At 64.0% G+C, this 17173-nt stretch carries 21 protein-coding genes; 8 read left to right on the forward strand and 13 right to left on the reverse strand.

The features are described 5' to 3' along the window. Window positions 1–194 precede the first annotated feature (194 nt). A complete protein-coding gene (locus V5A53_RS06160) occupies window positions 195–929 on the forward strand; it encodes an MBL fold metallo-hydrolase (RefSeq protein ID WP_332312702.1) in 735 nt (244 codons plus the stop codon). Between the two features lie 49 nt (window positions 930–978). Here the strand turns inward: V5A53_RS06160 and V5A53_RS06165 are convergent, their stop codons facing one another. The 3 genes from V5A53_RS06165 to V5A53_RS06175 all read right to left on the reverse strand — a co-directional run bounded on the left by V5A53_RS06165 (window position 979) and on the right by V5A53_RS06175 (window position 3787). Continuing rightward, window positions 979–1707: an SDR family NAD(P)-dependent oxidoreductase gene (locus tag V5A53_RS06165; protein ID WP_332312703.1), complete on the reverse strand. Its 729-nt coding sequence runs from the start codon at window positions 1705–1707 to the stop codon at window positions 979–981. A 106-nt stretch (window positions 1708–1813) separates the two neighbouring features. Further along, entirely contained in the window at window positions 1814–2923 is a 1110-nt protein-coding gene (locus tag V5A53_RS06170) for a polymer-forming cytoskeletal protein (RefSeq protein WP_332312704.1), read from the reverse strand. Between the two features lie 174 nt (window positions 2924–3097). Further along, entirely contained in the window at window positions 3098–3787 is a 690-nt protein-coding gene (locus tag V5A53_RS06175; RefSeq protein WP_332312705.1) for a LiaF transmembrane domain-containing protein, read from the reverse strand. Window positions 3788–3950: 163 nt separating this feature from the next. Here V5A53_RS06175 and V5A53_RS06180 point away from each other — a divergent pair, with 163 nt between their 5' ends. After that, window positions 3951–4364: a hypothetical protein gene (locus V5A53_RS06180; RefSeq protein WP_332312706.1), complete on the forward strand. Its 414-nt coding sequence runs from the start codon at window positions 3951–3953 to the stop codon at window positions 4362–4364. Between the two features lie 105 nt (window positions 4365–4469). On the opposite strand, the gene V5A53_RS06185 is transcribed toward V5A53_RS06180, so the two are convergent. Next, on the reverse strand, window positions 4470–5354 hold the full coding sequence (locus V5A53_RS06185; protein WP_332312707.1) for a CPBP family intramembrane glutamic endopeptidase: 885 nt from the start codon (window positions 5352–5354) through the stop codon (window positions 4470–4472). A 446-nt stretch (window positions 5355–5800) separates the two neighbouring features. On the opposite strand from V5A53_RS06185, the gene V5A53_RS06190 reads away from it, so the two are divergent. After that, window positions 5801–6226 carry a hypothetical protein gene (locus V5A53_RS06190; protein ID WP_332312708.1) on the forward strand — a complete coding sequence of 142 codons (426 nt, stop codon included), beginning with the start codon at window positions 5801–5803 and terminating at the stop codon, window positions 6224–6226. A 283-nt stretch (window positions 6227–6509) separates the two neighbouring features. On the opposite strand, the gene V5A53_RS06195 is transcribed toward V5A53_RS06190, so the two are convergent. Genes V5A53_RS06195 through V5A53_RS06205 form a run of 3 tightly spaced genes read right to left on the reverse strand, consistent with a single transcriptional unit; the run spans window position 6510 to window position 9614 of the window. After that, window positions 6510–7373 carry a hypothetical protein gene (locus tag V5A53_RS06195; RefSeq protein ID WP_332312709.1) on the reverse strand — a complete coding sequence of 288 codons (864 nt, stop codon included), beginning with the start codon at window positions 7371–7373 and terminating at the stop codon, window positions 6510–6512. Beyond that, complete coding sequence (locus V5A53_RS06200) at window positions 7370–8821, reverse strand: MFS transporter (protein ID WP_332312710.1); 1452 nt, start codon at window positions 8819–8821, stop codon at window positions 7370–7372. Before V5A53_RS06200 ends, V5A53_RS06195 begins: the two co-directional genes overlap by 4 nt. Continuing rightward, window positions 8709–9614, reverse strand: coding sequence for a hypothetical protein (locus V5A53_RS06205; RefSeq protein WP_332312711.1), 906 nt, complete (start codon window positions 9612–9614; stop codon window positions 8709–8711). Before V5A53_RS06205 ends, V5A53_RS06200 begins: the two co-directional genes overlap by 113 nt. Before the next feature lie 256 nt (window positions 9615–9870). Between V5A53_RS06205 and V5A53_RS06210 the strand changes: the two genes are divergently transcribed. Both V5A53_RS06210 and V5A53_RS06215 read left to right on the forward strand, forming a co-directional pair. Then, window positions 9871–10431 (forward strand): hypothetical protein, encoded by a 561-nt coding sequence (locus tag V5A53_RS06210; protein ID WP_332312712.1) that lies wholly within the window; start codon window positions 9871–9873, stop codon window positions 10429–10431. Window positions 10432–10576: 145 nt separating this feature from the next. After that, window positions 10577–10972 carry a hypothetical protein gene (locus V5A53_RS06215; protein ID WP_332312713.1) on the forward strand — a complete coding sequence of 132 codons (396 nt, stop codon included), beginning with the start codon at window positions 10577–10579 and terminating at the stop codon, window positions 10970–10972. Window positions 10973–10990: 18 nt separating this feature from the next. Here the strand turns inward: V5A53_RS06215 and V5A53_RS06220 are convergent, their stop codons facing one another. The 4 genes from V5A53_RS06220 to V5A53_RS06235 all read right to left on the reverse strand — a co-directional run bounded on the left by V5A53_RS06220 (window position 10991) and on the right by V5A53_RS06235 (window position 12756). Beyond that, on the reverse strand, window positions 10991–11467 hold the full coding sequence (locus tag V5A53_RS06220) for a hypothetical protein (protein WP_332312714.1): 477 nt from the start codon (window positions 11465–11467) through the stop codon (window positions 10991–10993). Between the two features lie 170 nt (window positions 11468–11637). Continuing rightward, window positions 11638–11829 carry a TrmB family transcriptional regulator gene (locus V5A53_RS06225; RefSeq protein WP_332312715.1) on the reverse strand — a complete coding sequence of 64 codons (192 nt, stop codon included), beginning with the start codon at window positions 11827–11829 and terminating at the stop codon, window positions 11638–11640. A gap of 64 nt (window positions 11830–11893) precedes the next feature. Then, window positions 11894–12400, reverse strand: a complete 507-nt coding sequence (locus V5A53_RS06230; RefSeq protein ID WP_332312716.1) for a GNAT family N-acetyltransferase — start codon at window positions 12398–12400, stop codon at window positions 11894–11896. Window positions 12401–12498: 98 nt separating this feature from the next. Beyond that, window positions 12499–12756, reverse strand: a complete 258-nt coding sequence (locus V5A53_RS06235; protein WP_332312717.1) for a hypothetical protein — start codon at window positions 12754–12756, stop codon at window positions 12499–12501. Window positions 12757–12915: 159 nt separating this feature from the next. Here V5A53_RS06235 and V5A53_RS06240 point away from each other — a divergent pair, with 159 nt between their 5' ends. The 3 genes from V5A53_RS06240 (at window position 12916) to V5A53_RS06250 (ending at window position 14258) form a co-directional block, all read left to right on the forward strand. Continuing rightward, the gene (locus tag V5A53_RS06240) at window positions 12916–13155 is read left to right on the forward strand and encodes a DUF7120 family protein (protein WP_332312718.1); all 240 of its coding nucleotides are present in this window, start codon (window positions 12916–12918) and stop codon (window positions 13153–13155) included. A 108-nt stretch (window positions 13156–13263) separates the two neighbouring features. Then, on the forward strand, window positions 13264–13800 hold the full coding sequence (locus tag V5A53_RS06245) for a YeeE/YedE family protein (protein ID WP_332312719.1): 537 nt from the start codon (window positions 13264–13266) through the stop codon (window positions 13798–13800). Further along, window positions 13797–14258 (forward strand): DUF6691 family protein, encoded by a 462-nt coding sequence (locus V5A53_RS06250; RefSeq protein WP_332312720.1) that lies wholly within the window; start codon window positions 13797–13799, stop codon window positions 14256–14258. Before V5A53_RS06245 ends, V5A53_RS06250 begins: the two co-directional genes overlap by 4 nt. Before the next feature lie 21 nt (window positions 14259–14279). Here V5A53_RS06250 and V5A53_RS06255 read toward each other — a convergent pair whose 3' ends face one another. Continuing rightward, window positions 14280–15893, reverse strand: a complete 1614-nt coding sequence (locus V5A53_RS06255) for a cytochrome P450 (RefSeq protein WP_332312721.1) — start codon at window positions 15891–15893, stop codon at window positions 14280–14282. Window positions 15894–16000: 107 nt separating this feature from the next. Beyond that, window positions 16001–17173, reverse strand: a 1173-nt coding sequence (locus tag V5A53_RS06260) for a Glu/Leu/Phe/Val family dehydrogenase (protein ID WP_332312722.1), incomplete at its 5' end; no start/stop codon positions are given.

A 17173-nucleotide genomic window follows, 5' to 3' on the forward strand; every position in this document is an offset into this window, starting at 1 on the left:
CAGAGCACTTGGCTTCGGACCAAGATGCCGCGGGTTCAAATCCTGCAGCGCCCATTCTCTTACCTCACGTTTCGACGCTAATCTTATAGCCACGGTAGAGGCGTCAAATCACAATTATTCGGGCGTCTACTGAATACGGCACGTTCGGCGTCCCTCAGCGGAAGTCATAACCTGACGCTCGCCGATGCACTTGTATGTCCACGGGCGCCGGCAACAGTGTAACCCTCGTACGTAACGCTACGCTCTTCGTGACCATCGGTGAGACGACGTTTCTCATCGATCCCCTGTTTGCGTCTCCGGGTGCGCTGCCGCCGATAGAGAACACGCCGAACGATCGGTCGAATCCGCTCGTTCCCATGCCTGACGTCGAACTGGCGTACGATGCCGTAGTCGTCACGCACCGACATCCCGACCACTTCGACGACGCGGCGAAAGAGGAACTGGATGCGGACGTCCCGTTGTTCTGTCAGCCTGCCGAGACGGATGCGTTCGTCGAGGAGGGCTTTACCGACGTGCGGCCCGTCGAGGAGACAGAATCGTTCGGCGGGGTCACTATCCATCGGACGCCCGCCCGCCACGGGCACGGAGAGTTGGCCGAGGCGATGGGTCCCGTCTCGGGATTCGTTTTCGAAGCCGACGAGACGTTGTACCTCGCCGGTGATACGGTCTGGTACGAGGGTGTCGAACGGACGCTCGACCGCTTCGAGCCCGATACGGTCGTTCTCAACGGCGGTGAGGCGCAGTTCACCCACGGCAAGCCGATCACGATGGGAGTCGAGGACGTCTCGGCCGTCCGGGACGCCACCGACGCCACGGTGGTCGTCGTTCATATGGAAGCCATCAATCACTGCCTGCTCACACGCGAGGAGTTACGGTCGAAAACGGAGAACGTCCACGTCCCCGAAGATGGAGAGACGGTCTCTTTATAAACAAGATCCTCCACCCGTGCGTAATCGGCGTCGGCGAACGGTCGGTGGCTCACTGTGCTGTCCACCCCCCATCGACGGGGATGTTCGTTCCCGTGATGTACGAAGCCTCGTCAGAGGCGAGGAACATCGCGAGGCCGGCGATCTCTTCCGGTTGGGCGACCCGTCCCATCGGGGTCCGCCCGTGGACGTACTCGTAGAACTCTTCGTCTCCGAGGCTCGGCTCGGTCATCGGTGTCTCGACGAACCCTGGGCAGATGCTATTGACCCGAACGTTCTGCTTAGCGTAATCGACCGCGACCGACCGCGTGAAGTTGACGATGCCGCCTTTGGCCGTCGCGTAGGCGGTCGCTTGCGGGGCAGCGACGAGGCCGTAAATCGACGCGATGTTGATGATGCTTCCTTCGGATTCCTTCAGGTGTGGTAATGCTGCCCGCGTTCCGTGCATGACGCCGTTCAAATTGATTCGCATTACGTCATGCCAATCGTCGAGCGACATGTCCTCGACCGTCCCGACCCGGCCGATTCCAGCGTTGTTCACCATCACGTCTAGTCGTCCGTACTTCTCGACGGTGGCTTCGACGAGCGCTTCGACCTGTTCGTACTCTGCGACGTCACACTGCGTGAAGTCACAGTCGAGTTCCGCCGCTGCCTCTTGGCCCGCATCGGCAGAGCGGTTTGCAATAACCACCTCGGCACCGTACTCCCGGTACTTGGCGGCGGTTGCTTTGCCGATTCCCGTCGAGCCACCGGTGACTATCGCGACTTCGTTGTCGAGCATGAGGGGTGTTTACAATACACTTCCTTAGGGGTAAAACCGGGGGTGGATTCCACGGGTCGTCCGGTGACTCACACTCGGACGCTCGAAACGTCGATATAGTCGACCGTCACATTGCCCCCTCGGCGGGCGCGTCGGTCGGGAGTGGCCCTCGCTGGCGGCGGCGTCCGTAGACGCCGAGCGCCACCGCTCCCAGACCGAGCAGGCCGAGCAGGAGGTTGATAAGCTCTCCGACGACGGGGAGTAACGCGAGCAGCCCGCCAGCGAGCAGGCCGACGACCAGCGCGACCCACTTGGGGTCGACTCCACCGAATCGGTCTTCGTTATCGGTTTCCGTGCCCTCCCGTTCGGGAGCCACGACCGAGAGAAGCCACACGCCGAGTGCGAATCGGCCGTAGACCAGCCCGATCCAGATGACGAACAGGAACAGGAGGGCGCCGACGAACGCCAGCGGTATCCCGACGATGGTGAGCGTGATCGCCACGAGCCCCAACGGGACGCCGACGAGGACGCCGAGGCCGACGAGACCAGTCCTGACGGAGTCGGTCCGAACTCGGTCGGCGACGCCCTCCGAGAACCGGGGGAACAGGGCGAGCAGAATACCCCCGAGCAGTAGGTTGGCGACGAACGCGTAGACCGCGGTCACCCACGACGCCAGCGGCCGGAGTTCGGTGACGGTCGTCGGTCCGAGCGTCCTGTCGCGTGTGATGTCGCCCGCGACGGCGTCGCGGTTGCCTTGGAGTCTGCCATCGTAGGTCAGCGACCCGCCGATCGAGGCTGTGTCTCCCAGTCGAATCGTTTCGGCCCCGATCCTCGCATCGCCACCGATAGTCCCGTCGATACGAGCGTCACCGGTCCCGACGTCGAAGTTCCCGTCGACGGTCGCGCCCTCTTCGAGGTAGACGCGCCCGGCGGCGGCCGAGACGTCACCCCCTACGTTGCCGGCGATCCGCAGGTCGCCCGTCGCGACGTTGACGTCTCCCTCCACGGTGCCAGTTACGAGTACGGAGCCGGCCGCGCCGCTTACGTCGCCGGTCACGGTCCCGCGGATGATCACGGCGCCGCCGACCGCGTTTACCTCCGAGACCGTTTCGCCCTCTTCGACGACGATGTTCCCGCCGAGGTTGCTCTGTGCCGCGGCGAGTCCGGGAACCAGACTGACAACGAGGACGACCGCCAGAAGCAGGACGCCTACCCGCCGGCGTGTCCCCGAGGTCATTCCGCCCGTCCTCCCGTTTGCGGCCGGGCCGCTTGTCGCTGCGGGGGACGGAGGGACGGTCTGGAGACGGCCGCTTCGAAAATGGAGGTTCTGGCTACCATATCTTATAAAACGAGCCAGCATAAATATAGCAGAGCCATCGTTCTCAAGAATAGGGACCGTCTAGTCGGGTAATCAGTCCGTAATCGAGACACCTCCGAACGCTGCGAAGCCGGTCACCACGAGGTCGACCTCGTCGTGTTCGCCGTCTCGACGCGGCCGGTCGTCGGATGCCCCACCGAGGACGGGCAGGACGTCTAGACGAACGTTCCACTCGCGGGGAACGACGATCTCGACGCCACCGAACATGGCGACGGCGTTGATCTGTGCCGGGCGGTCAGTGACCTTGGCGTCCCGGAGGTCGAGTTCGGTTCCGCCGAACAGCGCAGTCAGGTCAGCACCGGTGAACTCCTTGGAGGAATTACGTTTCTCGACGCCACCGAAGGCGGCGAACGCCGACGTGAATGCGTTTTCGGTGTGCCCCACCCGCGACCGGAACTGGCCCAGCAGAATCGACAGGCCGACCGCGATTACGAGGAGCGGCCAGTAGACGACGACCTGGTCGGCCGTGGCGTAGCCGAGGACGACCAGTTGGGCCGCGCCAGCCACGCCGATCAGGACGAGCGGACCGACGATGTTCCGAAGCCGGCTCTGAACGAGCGCCCACAGGCCAACGACGACGAACAGCGATGGGACGTATAACAACGCGTTCCGGGTCGGCAAGGCCCCCGTCGTGGCGAGCAAGAGCAGAACGCCGACCAGTACGACGAGCGCACCGAGCAGGAACTGACTGGTCGGAATCCGGCGAGTAGTTGTCGAAGCCATACTAGAGAAACGGCCGGAGAGATGATATAACGGCCGTATCGGTCCCTGTTATCGAGACACCGCTGGGCCTGTAGACATGGAAACCGTCATCGGGGCCGAACTACGTGTGACTTCGGGGTCGAGACGACTGAAGACTCATCACTCCTGCAGGCGAGTAGTGTGTATGCATCGCCGAACGCTTCTGTCCGGCCTGACGGCGTCGGCAGCAGCGGGTCTCGCTGGGTGTATCGACGACGTTCTCCCCGAGGATCAGCCTCGGTACGGTCTCGAAGTGACCGTCCAGAACGATCACGACCGGGCATACGAGGTACGAGTCGTCGTAACCGACGGTAGTGACGCCATCGTCTTCGAGCAATCCTTCACGCTCGGTCCGGGTGAAGGACGGGGCTTCAGCAATGATTTCCCGGCAGGGGAGTACACCATCGCCGTCGAACTCCCCGACCGCAGCGAGTCGCGAAGCTACTGGAACACCGACCTCTGTGAGGCCTATCGGACGCGAACCCACATCGCGGGTGACGGCCACGTCACACATCACGTTACGTGTCACTCGGGCGATGGGGATTCGACCACGGCGTAGTCCCCGCCCCCGTGTTCCGCTACACCCGATGGCGTCCCGGGCGGACGGCCAGACATCGTCGCCGGGAATCCCAGTCGCGGCCCGTCAGGCCGGCGACGCGGTGGCTCATTCGGTCGGATTGTCGCGGCCTCCAGCGTCGGCCGCGCCCGGAATCTCGCCGCGAGCCAGTTTCTCGCGGCCGTAGTACGCAACGATGGCGACAACGACGAGCAGTTGGACACCGATCTGTACCAGCACGACCGTCCCGACGGCAGTCTCGTCGATGATGCCGTCGACGAGGATCAGGTCCGGCGCCAGCGGCAGGAGGACGTCGGCGGTGTTCGCCATGGCGTGGAGCACCATCACGATCAGCACGCTTCCGGTCCCGTTGTAGCCCCACGCGAGAATGACCGACAACAGAAGGATGCCGAAGAACCACCCGACCTGATTGACGACCGTGAACCCGGAATGAGGGGCGACGGGAATGAAGAAGTACGGGAGGTGCCAGCCGGCCCAGACGACGCCGATGATGAGACTCCCCGTCAGGGCGCTGTACCGGTCGTTCAGCCGAGGCTGGGCGAACCCTCGCCAGCCGGGTTCTTCATTGAGGCCGCCACTGACCGTCATGCCGAACACGAAGATGACGAGGACTAGGACGGGCGATGCACCGAACTGGTCGATATCGACCGGGCCGCCGACGCCGAGGAGGATAGCCGTGACGACGCCGACGATGGCGAGTGGAAGCCCGAAGGCGGCGACCCACCAGTACCAGTCGACGCGCCATCTGGTGATCTGTCGGGCCCACGCCCTGACGTCGTCGCCCCGAAGCCACGTCACCGCCGCTGCGCTCACCGGCGCACCGAAACTGCCGACGTACATGAGTATCGCCGCGGTCCAACTGGGGTCCATGAACACGGTCGGCGCCGAGATGACCCACGTGTACAGATACGCGCCCACGAAGAACGCCGCGACCGGATGCTCGTCGACGAATGGTATCCGCGTGTCCGACATAATATGAATATTTCATACTAAATGGATAAACGTATGGTGGACGTTCTGTCTATGAGGCATATGTTGGAATTTTTAATCGTATTGCGATGGGCAGAACCATTCGAACAAGTCGGTAGCTCTCGTACTTGGGGCGGCGTTCGCTCGTCCTCATGTACCCACTGGCACTCACCGAACGTTTATTCACTGACCGATCGATACGGTACCAGAACGCTCAGTGGCATCCGGTCACCAAGGCGCGGTTGTAAGACGTGGTGTACTCCTCGTGAGTCGCTACGTCAACCACGAGAGCGTCTTCGTCCGAGCGGTGGCATTCTGGACGTTGTGTGCGGTTCTCTTCGCTGGGACGTGGGTGGGGAGTTACCTGCTACTGCCCGAGGGACTGCTTCGGGGGACCTCGCTCGCGTACTTCGCCCCCAGTCGAGACGGAGCGTACCTCGTCGACGTTCGTGCGTATCCTCGCGTGGAACTTCGGCTTTTCCGCGTTCATCGCCGCGGCGAACACGTTTCGCTCGGTGAACACGCCGATGGGGTATCTCGTCGTCATCGTGACGACGTTACAGGGGGCCCTGATATGGGGAACGGGATCGCTGGCACTCGGGTCGGGACGCATCACGCCATCGCTCACGACGGTCCTGACTCGCAGCGGCGTCTTCGAACTCTCCGCGTACGTACTCGTCGCGGTCGCGACCCGCGGGGTGATGCTCTGGCATCAGGCCTCACCACCACGGTGGCGCGAGGAGTTCGAACGAGTGCGTTCGCCCCGTGAGTGGACCGTCTCTCGGCGAGAACTGCTCGTGTCGCTGGCCGCACTCGGGATACTTGCTGCAGCTAATCTCCGTGAGGCCTCTCAAATCGTGACGAACTTCGGGTAGTTTCCCAAACCAGTCTTTGACATATGGGGCAAACGTTCCGCTATGGAACATGGAATGAAAGCCTTACTGAGCGGCTTTCTCGCGTTCGTCGCTGCTACGATAGCCTTTGGTCCGTTCGATAGGGACGGAAACCGAATCGACGCGATGACTATCGGTGGCCTGACCGGCGGAGCAGTCGCCTTCAGTGTGTGGATTACAACACGGTGGAACGCTGCGGAGCGTGACGGTACTACTGCTTGAAAGTCGGCTTCGGAGGTACGAATACATACGCCGTGTGCCCTCTTCATTCGGGAAGTATCGCGGGTTCGAACCGGCTGAGTCCGAAGTACGTCACCACGACCGCACCCAGTCCCGTCAGGAGAACCCCGATCGCGACCAGTTCACCGATCAGGGGCACGAAGCCGAGGACCTGCAGTAAGATCATCACCGCGACGACGCCGACGGCCGTGGCGAGATCGGCTCTGGCAGCCTCCAGGTGCTTGCCGATGAGGTACCCCCACGCGAGAACGCCATACGCGATGGCAAGCGCCCCCACCAAGAGGCCGAGGAGGCTCACCGGGATGAGAACCAGCGTGAACGCCATGAAGACGAACACCGCCAGAAACGTCACGAAAAGCAGTGCTCCGACGGTGAGGCTCACCACCGTATATTCCCGTGCGGCGGTTCCGACGTTGTTTAAAAGCGCCGGCCGCTTTCGGCCCATCCACCCCCCCACGAGTGCCAACAGCAAGGTCAGCAGGACCGATGGAACGTAGGTGGCAACCGGACCGCGCTCGCTGGGTGTGACGTCGGCGGTCGTTCGCTCGCCGATTCGCGCTCCACCAGCCAGACGCTCGGTGCCAGCGACGTGCAGTAGTTGCCCGTCGATAGCCGCGCCGTCATCGACGACAAGCGTCCCGGAGAGTTGGGTGACGTCGCCGGTGACGCGTCCCTGGACACGGAGTTCGCCTCCGATAACGTAGACGGGGCCGGACACTTCGGCATCGGCTGGTACAGTGACGGTCGCATCGCCCACGATCAACGCTCCCCGGTGGTCCGTGATCTCGTGGTCGCCTTCCATCACGAACTCGGCCGTCTCGACTTCGGCACCACCCGCCGAAATCAAAAGGAGCGCGAGAATCAGCAGGGGGATAAGCTCCAGGTTCATGACGTCGCCCCCTCGCGAACTAGTTCGACCATCCGGTGGACGTAGAGCAGGACAGGTAATGAAACCGCGAACAGCAACGCGAGAGCGTTCACGTACGTCAAGTGGTCCAGAAACGAGAGTTCGACCCCCTCGGAGTACAGCGCCAGCGCAGTGCTGAGAAACGTCGCCAGCCAACCGGCGATGCCGACGCCGAGAGCCGTGTGCGTCCCGATGGTCTCCGTCGTCGAGAGGTCCGGCCAGAGCGCGAAGTTGAGCGTCGTGTAGAAACTGACCGCAAGGACGTAGAACATCGGCATGAGTAGTGGTGGGGTTCCGTCCGAACCGAATCGAAGGTGGAAGACGTACTGGAGGTGCGTGAACGCGAACAGCCCGAAGACCCACAGGAACAGCCACTTCCGGTCGAAGTTCGTGTACAACACGCCAGCGAAAAGTGCCCCAACGAGATGCGTTACAGCGATGAACAGCCTGACGCTCAAGTCGGGCGATTGCCACGACGTGTAGATGTAGGTCGGCGTCTCGATGATGCGGAGGAAGCCGAGACTGTCGATGAAGAATACGCCGAACATCAGGACCACGAGCACCCAGAAGGTGACGCTCGTCGTTCCGATCGGTTGCGAGCGGCAGAATCGCCCCGTGCCGTAGGTCTCGTGTTGCCGAGCCAGTTCGTCGACGATGTCGGTTCGTCTGAAGGCGACTCCACCCAAGACGATGACGGCCGGCACCATCGCGGCGGCCATGACGGTGCTGAACTCCTCGATCCGCCACTCCATCGGATAGAGCGCGGCGACGAAAAACGAGAGGCCGGCGACGACGGCCGCGACGTACCCGCGGTCCCGGACGGGGATGAAATCGATCATGAAGCTGAACGTAACGGGAATGCCGACCCCGAGAGTCACCGAGCAGACGACGACCCAGAGGCCGAACGCTTCGGGCGAGGTCACGTACGGTGCGACGGCGGTCAAGACCAGTTGCACGAGGATGATACCGAAGAGCAATCGGAACTTCACGTAGAGGTCGGTACTCCAGCCACGACGGTCCAGCAGGACGCCGCTGGCCACGGCGACGAACAGCGTCAGGAGTGCGAGCACGCCCATCGCCATCGAGACGGCCGCCGGACTGAGTCCCACGAGGCGCGTCCCGAGGTCGATCAACCCCAACTGTACGAAGGTGAGATTGTAATAATAGCCCGCGGTCAGCGCCGAGATGTAGACCACGTACCCGGTGATCGGAATCCATCGGCGCTCGCGAGCGAGTTCGAATAGCTTCATGCAGTCGGTGACCTCGATAACGACCGACCCGTTGCCCCGCCAGTCGCATAATCGTTGTCGCGTCGAATCACGGTCCGTGTTGGACGGCGGACACCGACCGTCGAATGTGGGACCGAAGCGCGTCGGTCGCGAGCGACCCGGTGATGTGGCCTTTCTCCAGTACGTCGACCTCGAGGCCACCGTAACAGGGCCGCTGGGTTTCGAACTCGACGATCCGGTCGTAGCGGGCCAATATCGGGTCACAGTCGTCGGCCTCGACGGCGACGAAATCCTGCTCGAAGTCGAGCGCCTCGGCCAGTATCTCGGGCCGGCCGCGCGCCGAGTCGGCGACGAGCTTTCGGTAGACGGAGGAACCGAACACCTCGTCGAGTCTCGCGCCTGCGAAGATCGGAACATACCGGTCGAGACTCCCGTAGTACGCGCGATGCAGATTGACGACCCACCCACCGAGACTGATACCCGATGCGAGAACCGCCGGACAGCCGAGCTCACGAAGCCGCTCGGTAAGCGCCTGCATGAGTGCCGTCGAGGCAGCGAGCATCCCCACGAAGTTCTCCAGTTCGCCCATCGCCTCAACGTAGTCGCTGCTCGAACCGCCGTGGAACGGCGCACGAATCGCGATCAGGTTGAGGTCGAAGCCCGAGTCAGCGGTGAATAGCCGCTCGAAGGTATTCGAACTGAACCTGCCGAAATCGAACGGGTCCTCGCCGCTTCCGTGGTGATACAGCAGCGTGGGGGCGTCACTTCCGACCCACCGGTGGACCAGATATCCCGCGTGGAACTCGCCGGCAGGACCCGTAGCTGTCACCTCCCGCGGGGTCGTCGGTCGAATATCCCCGACGGTACTCACGGTGTCGGTCACGACGTCGTCGATCGGGTCGCTTTCCAGCGACCGTGAAAAGAACCCGCCGCCTCGAAGGAACAGCGAACTGGCTGTAATCGTCGCAACGTCGATGAATTCGTGTCGGTTCATGACGTCTCTCTTCGCGGACCGTGGCACCCCGAACGGCCCCGGAGCCCCGCGGCTAGATGGCCGACCACGCGGAGAATCCACGATTCCGTGACTCCATCGTGCGTCCCCTGATGAGCGCCGTTCATTGGACTCGATGTATGCCCTGATTCGATATAAGTGCGAGCCGTCGTTCCCGGGTCTCGGGGCTGTCCGCGAACTACTGTTCGCCCCGGAAGCGCCCTCGGGCTTGAAGACGCTGGCCGTTCCCCGGTCACGTATGAGCCGGTCTGGGGTGCGTGCGTCGCGGCACGTCGAGGAGGACCGCCAGTTCCCGGCGTATGGACCGATAGAGGCGGTCCTCGGCTACCTCCTGTTCTACGTCATCGTGGGCCGCGTGACGCCGGCCGTCGTCACGGTGTTCAGCGAGACGGTCCTCGACCTGTCGCCGTCGGTCATCCGACTCGGGCTCGCGGCAGCGCTGTGGTTCGTACTCGCGGTGACCGTCATCGATCAGGCGCGGCGCCAACTCGCAGCGCTCGGTTTCCTCACGTACGAGGACCTCCAACTGCGCGTGTGGTCGAGGGTCTCTCCGTGGTCGCTTCGAACGGCGGGCTATCTGCTGGCGTTCGTCGCCGGCACCGCCGTCGCGGCGGCGACCTTCGAAGCCGCTGTCGAGGCCCTGCTGTCGTTGATTCCCGTCGTCGCCACGATCGATGCCGGGGCCTTCGACGTGCTCGCGTTCTCCCTGATGGTCGTGTTCTTCCTCGCCTACAGCATCGCGGCCCACGCGCTCGACAGGCTCGTGATCGACGGCATCCGTGTGCTGACGGCCGGCTAGGTGGGCGGCGGTCGACAAATCGCCGTGCGTGGGTCGTTCTCGGGAGCGTAGCATCGCGGTTCGGGTCGCCGAAGCTAGACTGTACCGAGATTCGGTATGTGAAACCGGCGTATAATTAAGCGGAGACGAGCCGTACTGGAGGCGTATGATACGGCTGCTAGTCGGGCTCCTCGGCGTCCTCACGGTTCTGGTTCCGGACCGAATTCTCGGCGTTTTCGAACGGCTGGCCGTCGAGAACCCCGACGAGTCGACGATCAAACCCTGGGTCGGGCCGGCGATGCGAGCGGAGGGAGTCGGCATCGCCGTCGCCAGTTTGGCCGGCGGAAAAGCCTACGCCTGGATGATGAACCTGACCGGTGTCTTTGGGGGCGTCGTACTGATATTTCCCGACCTGTATCCTCGGTTGGCTGCCACCTTCCTCTACGAGCAGCCGGAGCAAGTCGAGTGGCACGACCGGTTCACGACCGGTATCCGTCTCATCGGCGCCTTCTACGTCTTCATGGCGGCCAGAGCGTTCATCAGACGACGGCGTTCGACGTAACCGCGAGGGCGTTTCCGACTACTCGTCGAGATAGCGGAAGCGTGTGGAGTTCGCGGTCGTCTCCACCTCGGTGACGGGTTCGCCATCGAGCGTGATTCGCAGCGACTCGGCGTCCGTCGGCAGGGCGACCGACGCATCCAGTCGCGTCCGGGGCTGGCAGTCCTCGGGGATATCCTTGTCGCCGTCGGCCGTCGTCGTCACCGCGAGGACCCACTCGCCCGGGTCGGATTCGGTGAGTTCGGCGCGAACCTCGATGTCCGGCTCGTCGTGGACGAAGGTATAGTTCGTCAGATAGACGGCCCGGTAGTCGGCGTTGGGCACCTGTCCGACCCAAGCGCGTGGGTCCTCCGCGTCCGCACATCCCGTCGCAGTCGTCAGGCCGTGGGATGGAACGCTCGTGCCGGAAAGCGGCGGCGTCATGGCCTGCATCAACAGGGCGCCGACGACTACGCCGAGGACGAGTCCGGAGATGAAGGGTAGAATCCGGTATTTCATGTACCCGGTAGGGCAAGCGAGAATATATACCCGGAGCCTGAACCCCCGTTTCGGGGATTCGTACGTCGCGGTACACGAGTACCGCGAGTGGCCCACACCGAACCGGTCGCTCCCTACTCGGGTGGGTCGTGGCCACAGGCGAACTCGAAGCGGATACCTGAAAAGGGGGGCTACGCCACGGTGTAGGCGTCCTCGCGCCGCTCGACGACGGCCTTCGATTCGAGGTCCGAGAGGATCGGCAGCAGCGTCAGTAGTCGAAGCCCGAGGGCCTCCCGCAGTTCGTCGGCCGTCGCCTCGCCGTATTCTCGCAGGTAGAGATACACCAGTTTCTTCCGTTCCGTCGGGAGTTCGTCGAGGGTCATATTCCGGGCGATGAATCGACTATTACTAAACCTTTATACGACAATCGTCGAAATTTAGCACCCTTCACAACGACGTCGCCATCATGACGGCGTGGCCCTGTTCCTCGGTGACGGTGAATCCGAGGTCGTCGTACAGTTGTTTGGCGGGGCGGTTCTCCTGTTCGACGAGTAGCCAGACGTCGTCGACGCCCTGCTGTTTGCCGTAGGCGAGCAACGCCTTCATGAGCTGTGTGCCGATGCCCGCGTGGTGGTAGTCCTGGTGGATGAAGATCGCGAGTTCGTGGTTGCCGTGCTTGTCCTCGACGAGGACCGCCTGCCCGACCGCTCGCTCGCCGTGCCATGCGACGACGCAGTAGCCGTCGAGCAACACGTTCTGCCACTCTCGGATCTTGGATTCCCGCACCGGCGGAATGCCGAGGGACCGCTGGCTGGGGTCGAACTCCAGGTACAGGTCGACGAGGGCTTCCCGTTCGTCGTCGACGGGGCCATCACCGAAGGCCTGCAGCGATATCTCCCGTCCATGGTCGTCCTCGAAGTCGACCGGTGGTTCCCGTTCGAACCGGGGGGACACCGGTCGTGGAAAATTGCCCGTATACATCGAGACGGGGGTTCGACGGGAGGGCCCGTAAACACCACCCACGGTTCCGGTCGGTGTGTCTGAGAGCGCCGTCAGTCCCAATCGTCCATGGGCCGGCCACAGCGTTCACACTCACAGGAGGGACCGGAGGCACACTCGACGACGTGACCGTACACGTGACAGACCAGCAGGATTCCGCTCGTGAACACGGCGCCGGCGGTGCCGACCGACGCGAGGCAGACGGCGACCGTGGAGCCGATGGACGTCTGCAGGCACACGAAGGCAACGACCCCGAAAGCAACCGCGATGGCAGCGATCACCCGCCGCTGGGCGGTCACCGACTCGGTCACAGCCCGGACCACGGAAGCGCGAGGCTCCCTGTCCGGTTCTGTGTGGGCCATGCTATATTAGCACATGGAAGCGGCGGGTAAGTACGTTTCCCACGTCGACCCGGCAGGAACAGGTGGAGGAACCAAGGGTTTAGGCCCGTGAGTCTCGAACCGATAGGTATGCCAGACGTAGAAGTGTCGCTGCCTGACCGCATCGACAGCGAGATCGACCGTCTCGTCAGCCAGGGCGAGTTCCTCAACCGCGAGCAGGCGGTCGAAGAACTCCTCACGATGGGTGTCTCGGCGTACGCACCGACCGACGAGGAAGACAACGAGGAGCAACTCTTCACCCAGATGACCGACGACCAGCAGGACCCCGCCGCTCGACAGGACGACGAAGGCGACGAGTTCACCCTCTGATACGGATCGTTACAGCGATCCGTATGATTCGGCACTGACGGCCGCGAGGCGCCGTGGCTGCCGGAGACGAACTTTTCAAACGTGCCGGCCACCTCGGTTCCGGTAGTCATGACTCCCGACGCGGTCTCGCTGGCGGTAGCACCCCTCTTCGTGGCGCTTCCCGAGGCGATAGCCCACTACTTCCCGCGGGGCATCACACACTACCTCGTCGGCGGCCTCTTCGTCGCCCTCGGCACGGTGGTCATCTACCTCGGGACCGGCATCATCGCCGGCGCGAGCACGTTCCTCGAATCGACCCTCTCGTATCTCTCCAGGCAGGGGCGTTTCCAGCAAGCGCGTTTCGTCGGCTCTCGGGACTGGCGTGTGGTTTTCACGCTGAGCATCGTCGCCGGTGCCGGCGTCTACGCCCTCCTGTTTCAGGACGGCGCCTTCGTCACCGAGGTCCCGGCGTGGCGCCTCTTTGCCGGCGGTATCCTCGTCGGCGTCGGTACCCGTCTCGGCAAGGGGTGTACCTCGGGTCACGGCGTCTGTGGCGTCGGGTCCGCGTCGCCGACCTCCATCGTCAACGTGGCGACGTTCATGGCGGTCGCCATCGCCACGGCGCTTCTCTTCGCCGCCGCAGGGATGGGAGTGGGCTCGGTATGAGCGGCGACCGCCATCCGCTTTTCATGCCGGTCATCGTCCTCGGGGGGCTCCTGTTCGGGTTCGGACTCGCCTACAGCGGGATGGCCCGCCCCGAGGTCGTCCTCTCCTTTCTCGAACTGACGGACCTCGGCCTGCTGTTCGTGATGGGCGGGGCTGTCGCCGTCGCCAGCCCTGTCTTCTTCCTCGCGACCCGGTCGGGGCGGTCCGCACCCCTGACCGGCGCCCGCTACGTCCGGCGGCTGAAGACGTTGGACCGCAACGTCCTCGTCGGTGGCGCCGTCTTCGGCGTCGGCTGGGGCATCTCGGGCATCTGTCCCGGCGCCGGCTACGCCAGCCTCGGTATCGGCAACTACCCGATGCTGTGGGGCATCGCCGGAATGTTCATCGGCGCTTACGGACAGGGCTATGTCCGGTCGATGCTCGGGGCGGATACCCCCGAGTCCACGACTGCGGACTGATTTCTCCGACCCGCCGTCTGCTCACGTCTCTCGCGGTACGAACCGCACGATGATATCACGGTCGGGCTGGAGGTTGATGGCCGAATCGATGCCGACGTCGGGCCCCTCGTGTGGGTCCTCGACGTCGGGGCCGGCGAACTCGATGCGGTGGGTCGCCAGCATCGTCGCCAGCACCGTCGTCGCCTCCGTCGTGGCGATGGCCTCTCCGAGACAGGCGTGACGGCCCCCCGAAAAGGGGAAGTAGGCAAAGGGCGGTCTGTCGCGCTCGCCCTCGAACCGCGAGGGGTCGAACGTCTCGGGGTCCTCGAACCAGCGCTCGTCGCGGTGGACGACGTAGGGACTCGTCAGGACGTGACTGCCGGCTTCGAGTTCGGTGCCGTCGAACTCGACGGGGTCGGCGACGGTCCGGCCGAAGATCGGCAGGGCGGGATAGAGCCGAAGCGTCTCCTTCCAGACCCGCTCGGTGTAAGGGACCGACTCGAGAAACGCCGCCCCCTCGACGGGGTGGCAGGCGCCGACGCTTTGGCTTTCGAACCGGCCATCACCCAGCGTGTCCGTCCCGGCCAGAAGCGTCGTCTCGCGGGCCTCCTCGTGGATTCGCTCCTGTACGTCGGGACGGCTCGCAAGCAGGTAACAGGCCCACGTCAGGCCGGCACTCATCGTCGCGTGACCGGCGATGAGCAGGCCCATCACCTCCTGTCGGAGCGCCTCCGGCGGGACGTGCTCGCCGGTGACGGGGTCCCGGCGGCGGAGCCACGCGCCGAGGGCGTCGTCGAAGACCAGCGGCGTTCGTTCCCGTCTGGCGACGACGTCGTCCGCGGCGGCGGCGAGGGTTTCGACGGCCTCGGTCGTCCGGCGCTCGTGGCGACCGGTCAGCCGGATGTGTGGGTCGACCCCGAGCGGCCGATGGACCCACCCCGGCAGCGGCACCTGGTCCGGCAACTGCCGCGTCATGTAACTGGTGACGAGGTGGAGTTGGCGCCGCTTGAACAGCGACCGGAGGGTATGCACCGCCTGAATCACCTCGACCTCGTGGGCGCGCATGTCCTGGCCGAAAAGCGAGACGCCGAGCAACCGGAGGGTCAGCCGTCGCATGGCGGGCAGCAGACGAACGCCTTCGCTTTCGGGCGTCCACACTCGGGCGCCGTCGGGAACCGTCGAGGGGTCGCCCGCGCTCACCTGCCCGGGCATCCCGTCGGCGAACTCACCGAGGGTCGCAAGCGTCGTCTCCGCCAGTTCGGGAACGTGGTCCTGTGCGGCGTCCTCCGCGAATTCCGGAGAGACGAGACGGAGTCGCTGGGTCCACGACCCCTCCTCGCTGTCGGAATGCAGACTGACGATGCTGTTTCTGACCACGCGGCTGAAATCCCGCGACCCCGGCACGTCGAGGGCCCGAAACGACGAGGGGTGAGACTGGAGGACGTACTGGATATCGTCGGGGTTCGACAGGAGATACACCTCCGAATCCAGCGCGGGATGCAACGGCGGCACCGCGACGACGTCACCGTACCGCTCCCGGAGTATCTCGGCGACGGTGATCGGGTCGTCGTTGACGAGCGCCGGGAGGAACTCCACGAGTTCCGTCAGCGTCGGCCCCGTGCCGTCGCCGTTCCCACCCCTATTCAGGATGCTCATAGTTGTATGTTAGCATTGCACACATTTCAACGCATTGGCCGCCTTTCCGGTCAAATCGACAGGTCGACCGCCAATAATGGTCGATCGGAGAGAACGTAGCTATCGCGTTACGGCCACGAGCCGGCTTCCTCGTAGGCCGAGAGGACCCGCTCGATGGCGACGACGTAGGCGGCCGTTCGGAAGTTCGGCAGGTCGTGTTCCTCGTAGGCATCGACGAGGCCCTCGAAGGCCTCGACGATGTGCCGTTCGAGTTCGTCGTTGACCTTCTCCTCGGTCCAGTAGAACCGCTGGCGGTTCTGGACCCACTCGAAGTAGGAGACGGTGACGCCACCGGCGTTGGCGAGGATGTCGGGGAAGACGTAGACGTCCCGGTCGACGAGCACGTCGTCGGCGTCGGGCGTCAACGGCCCGTTGGCGGCCTCGACGATGACGTCGGCCTTGACGTCCGCGGCGAGGTCGGCGTCGATGGCGTTCTCCAGTGCCGCCGGCACCAGCAGGTCGACGTCCAGCGTCAGCAGTTCCTCGTTGGTCAACTCTTGAGCCGAGTCGCTGCCGAAGCCAGTGACCGACCCCGTCTCGTTTTTGTGTTCCTTGACCTCGTGGGCGTCAAGACCGGCGCGATCGTGGATGGCTCCGGAGGAGTCCGACACCGCAACCACATTGGCGCCCAGTTCGTCTTGGAGGAGTTTCGCCGCGACGCTACCCGCGTTGCCGTAGCCCTGTACGGCGACCGAGGCGCCGGCCATGTTCTTTCCGAGGAGGTCGAAGGCCTCGCGGGCGGTGAGCATCGTCGAACGGCCGGTCGCCTCCACGCGGCCGCGGGAGCCGCCCGACTCGATGGCTTTCCCGGTGACGACGCCGGGTTCGGTCGTGTTCTCGAGGGTCTCGTAGGTATCCTTGATCCAGTTCATCTCCCGCTGGCCGGTGTTGACGTCCGGCGCGGGGATGTCGCGGTCCACACCGATGAGCGGCCGCAGTTCCTTGGCGAAGGCGCGCGTGATGCGTTCGAGTTCGCTCTCGGAGTACTCGTGGGGGTCGATGACGATACCGCCCTTCCCGCCGCCGTAGGGGATATCGACGACGGCGCATTTGTAAACCATCCAGCCCGACAGCGCCTTTACCTCGTCACGGGAAACGCCGGGGTGATAGCGGATACCGCCCTTGTAGGGCCCGCGGTCGCCGTTGAACTGCGAGCGGAAGGCCCGAAACACGCCGAGGGAGTCGTCGTCCATCTCGACGGAGAGGTTCGTCTCCAGTACGCGTTCGGGGTTCTTCAGGCG

Origin of the sequence: Natronomonas sp. (genome assembly GCF_036625485.1) — an archaeon.
Taxonomy (GTDB): Archaea; Halobacteriota; Halobacteria; order Halobacteriales; family Haloarculaceae; genus Natronomonas.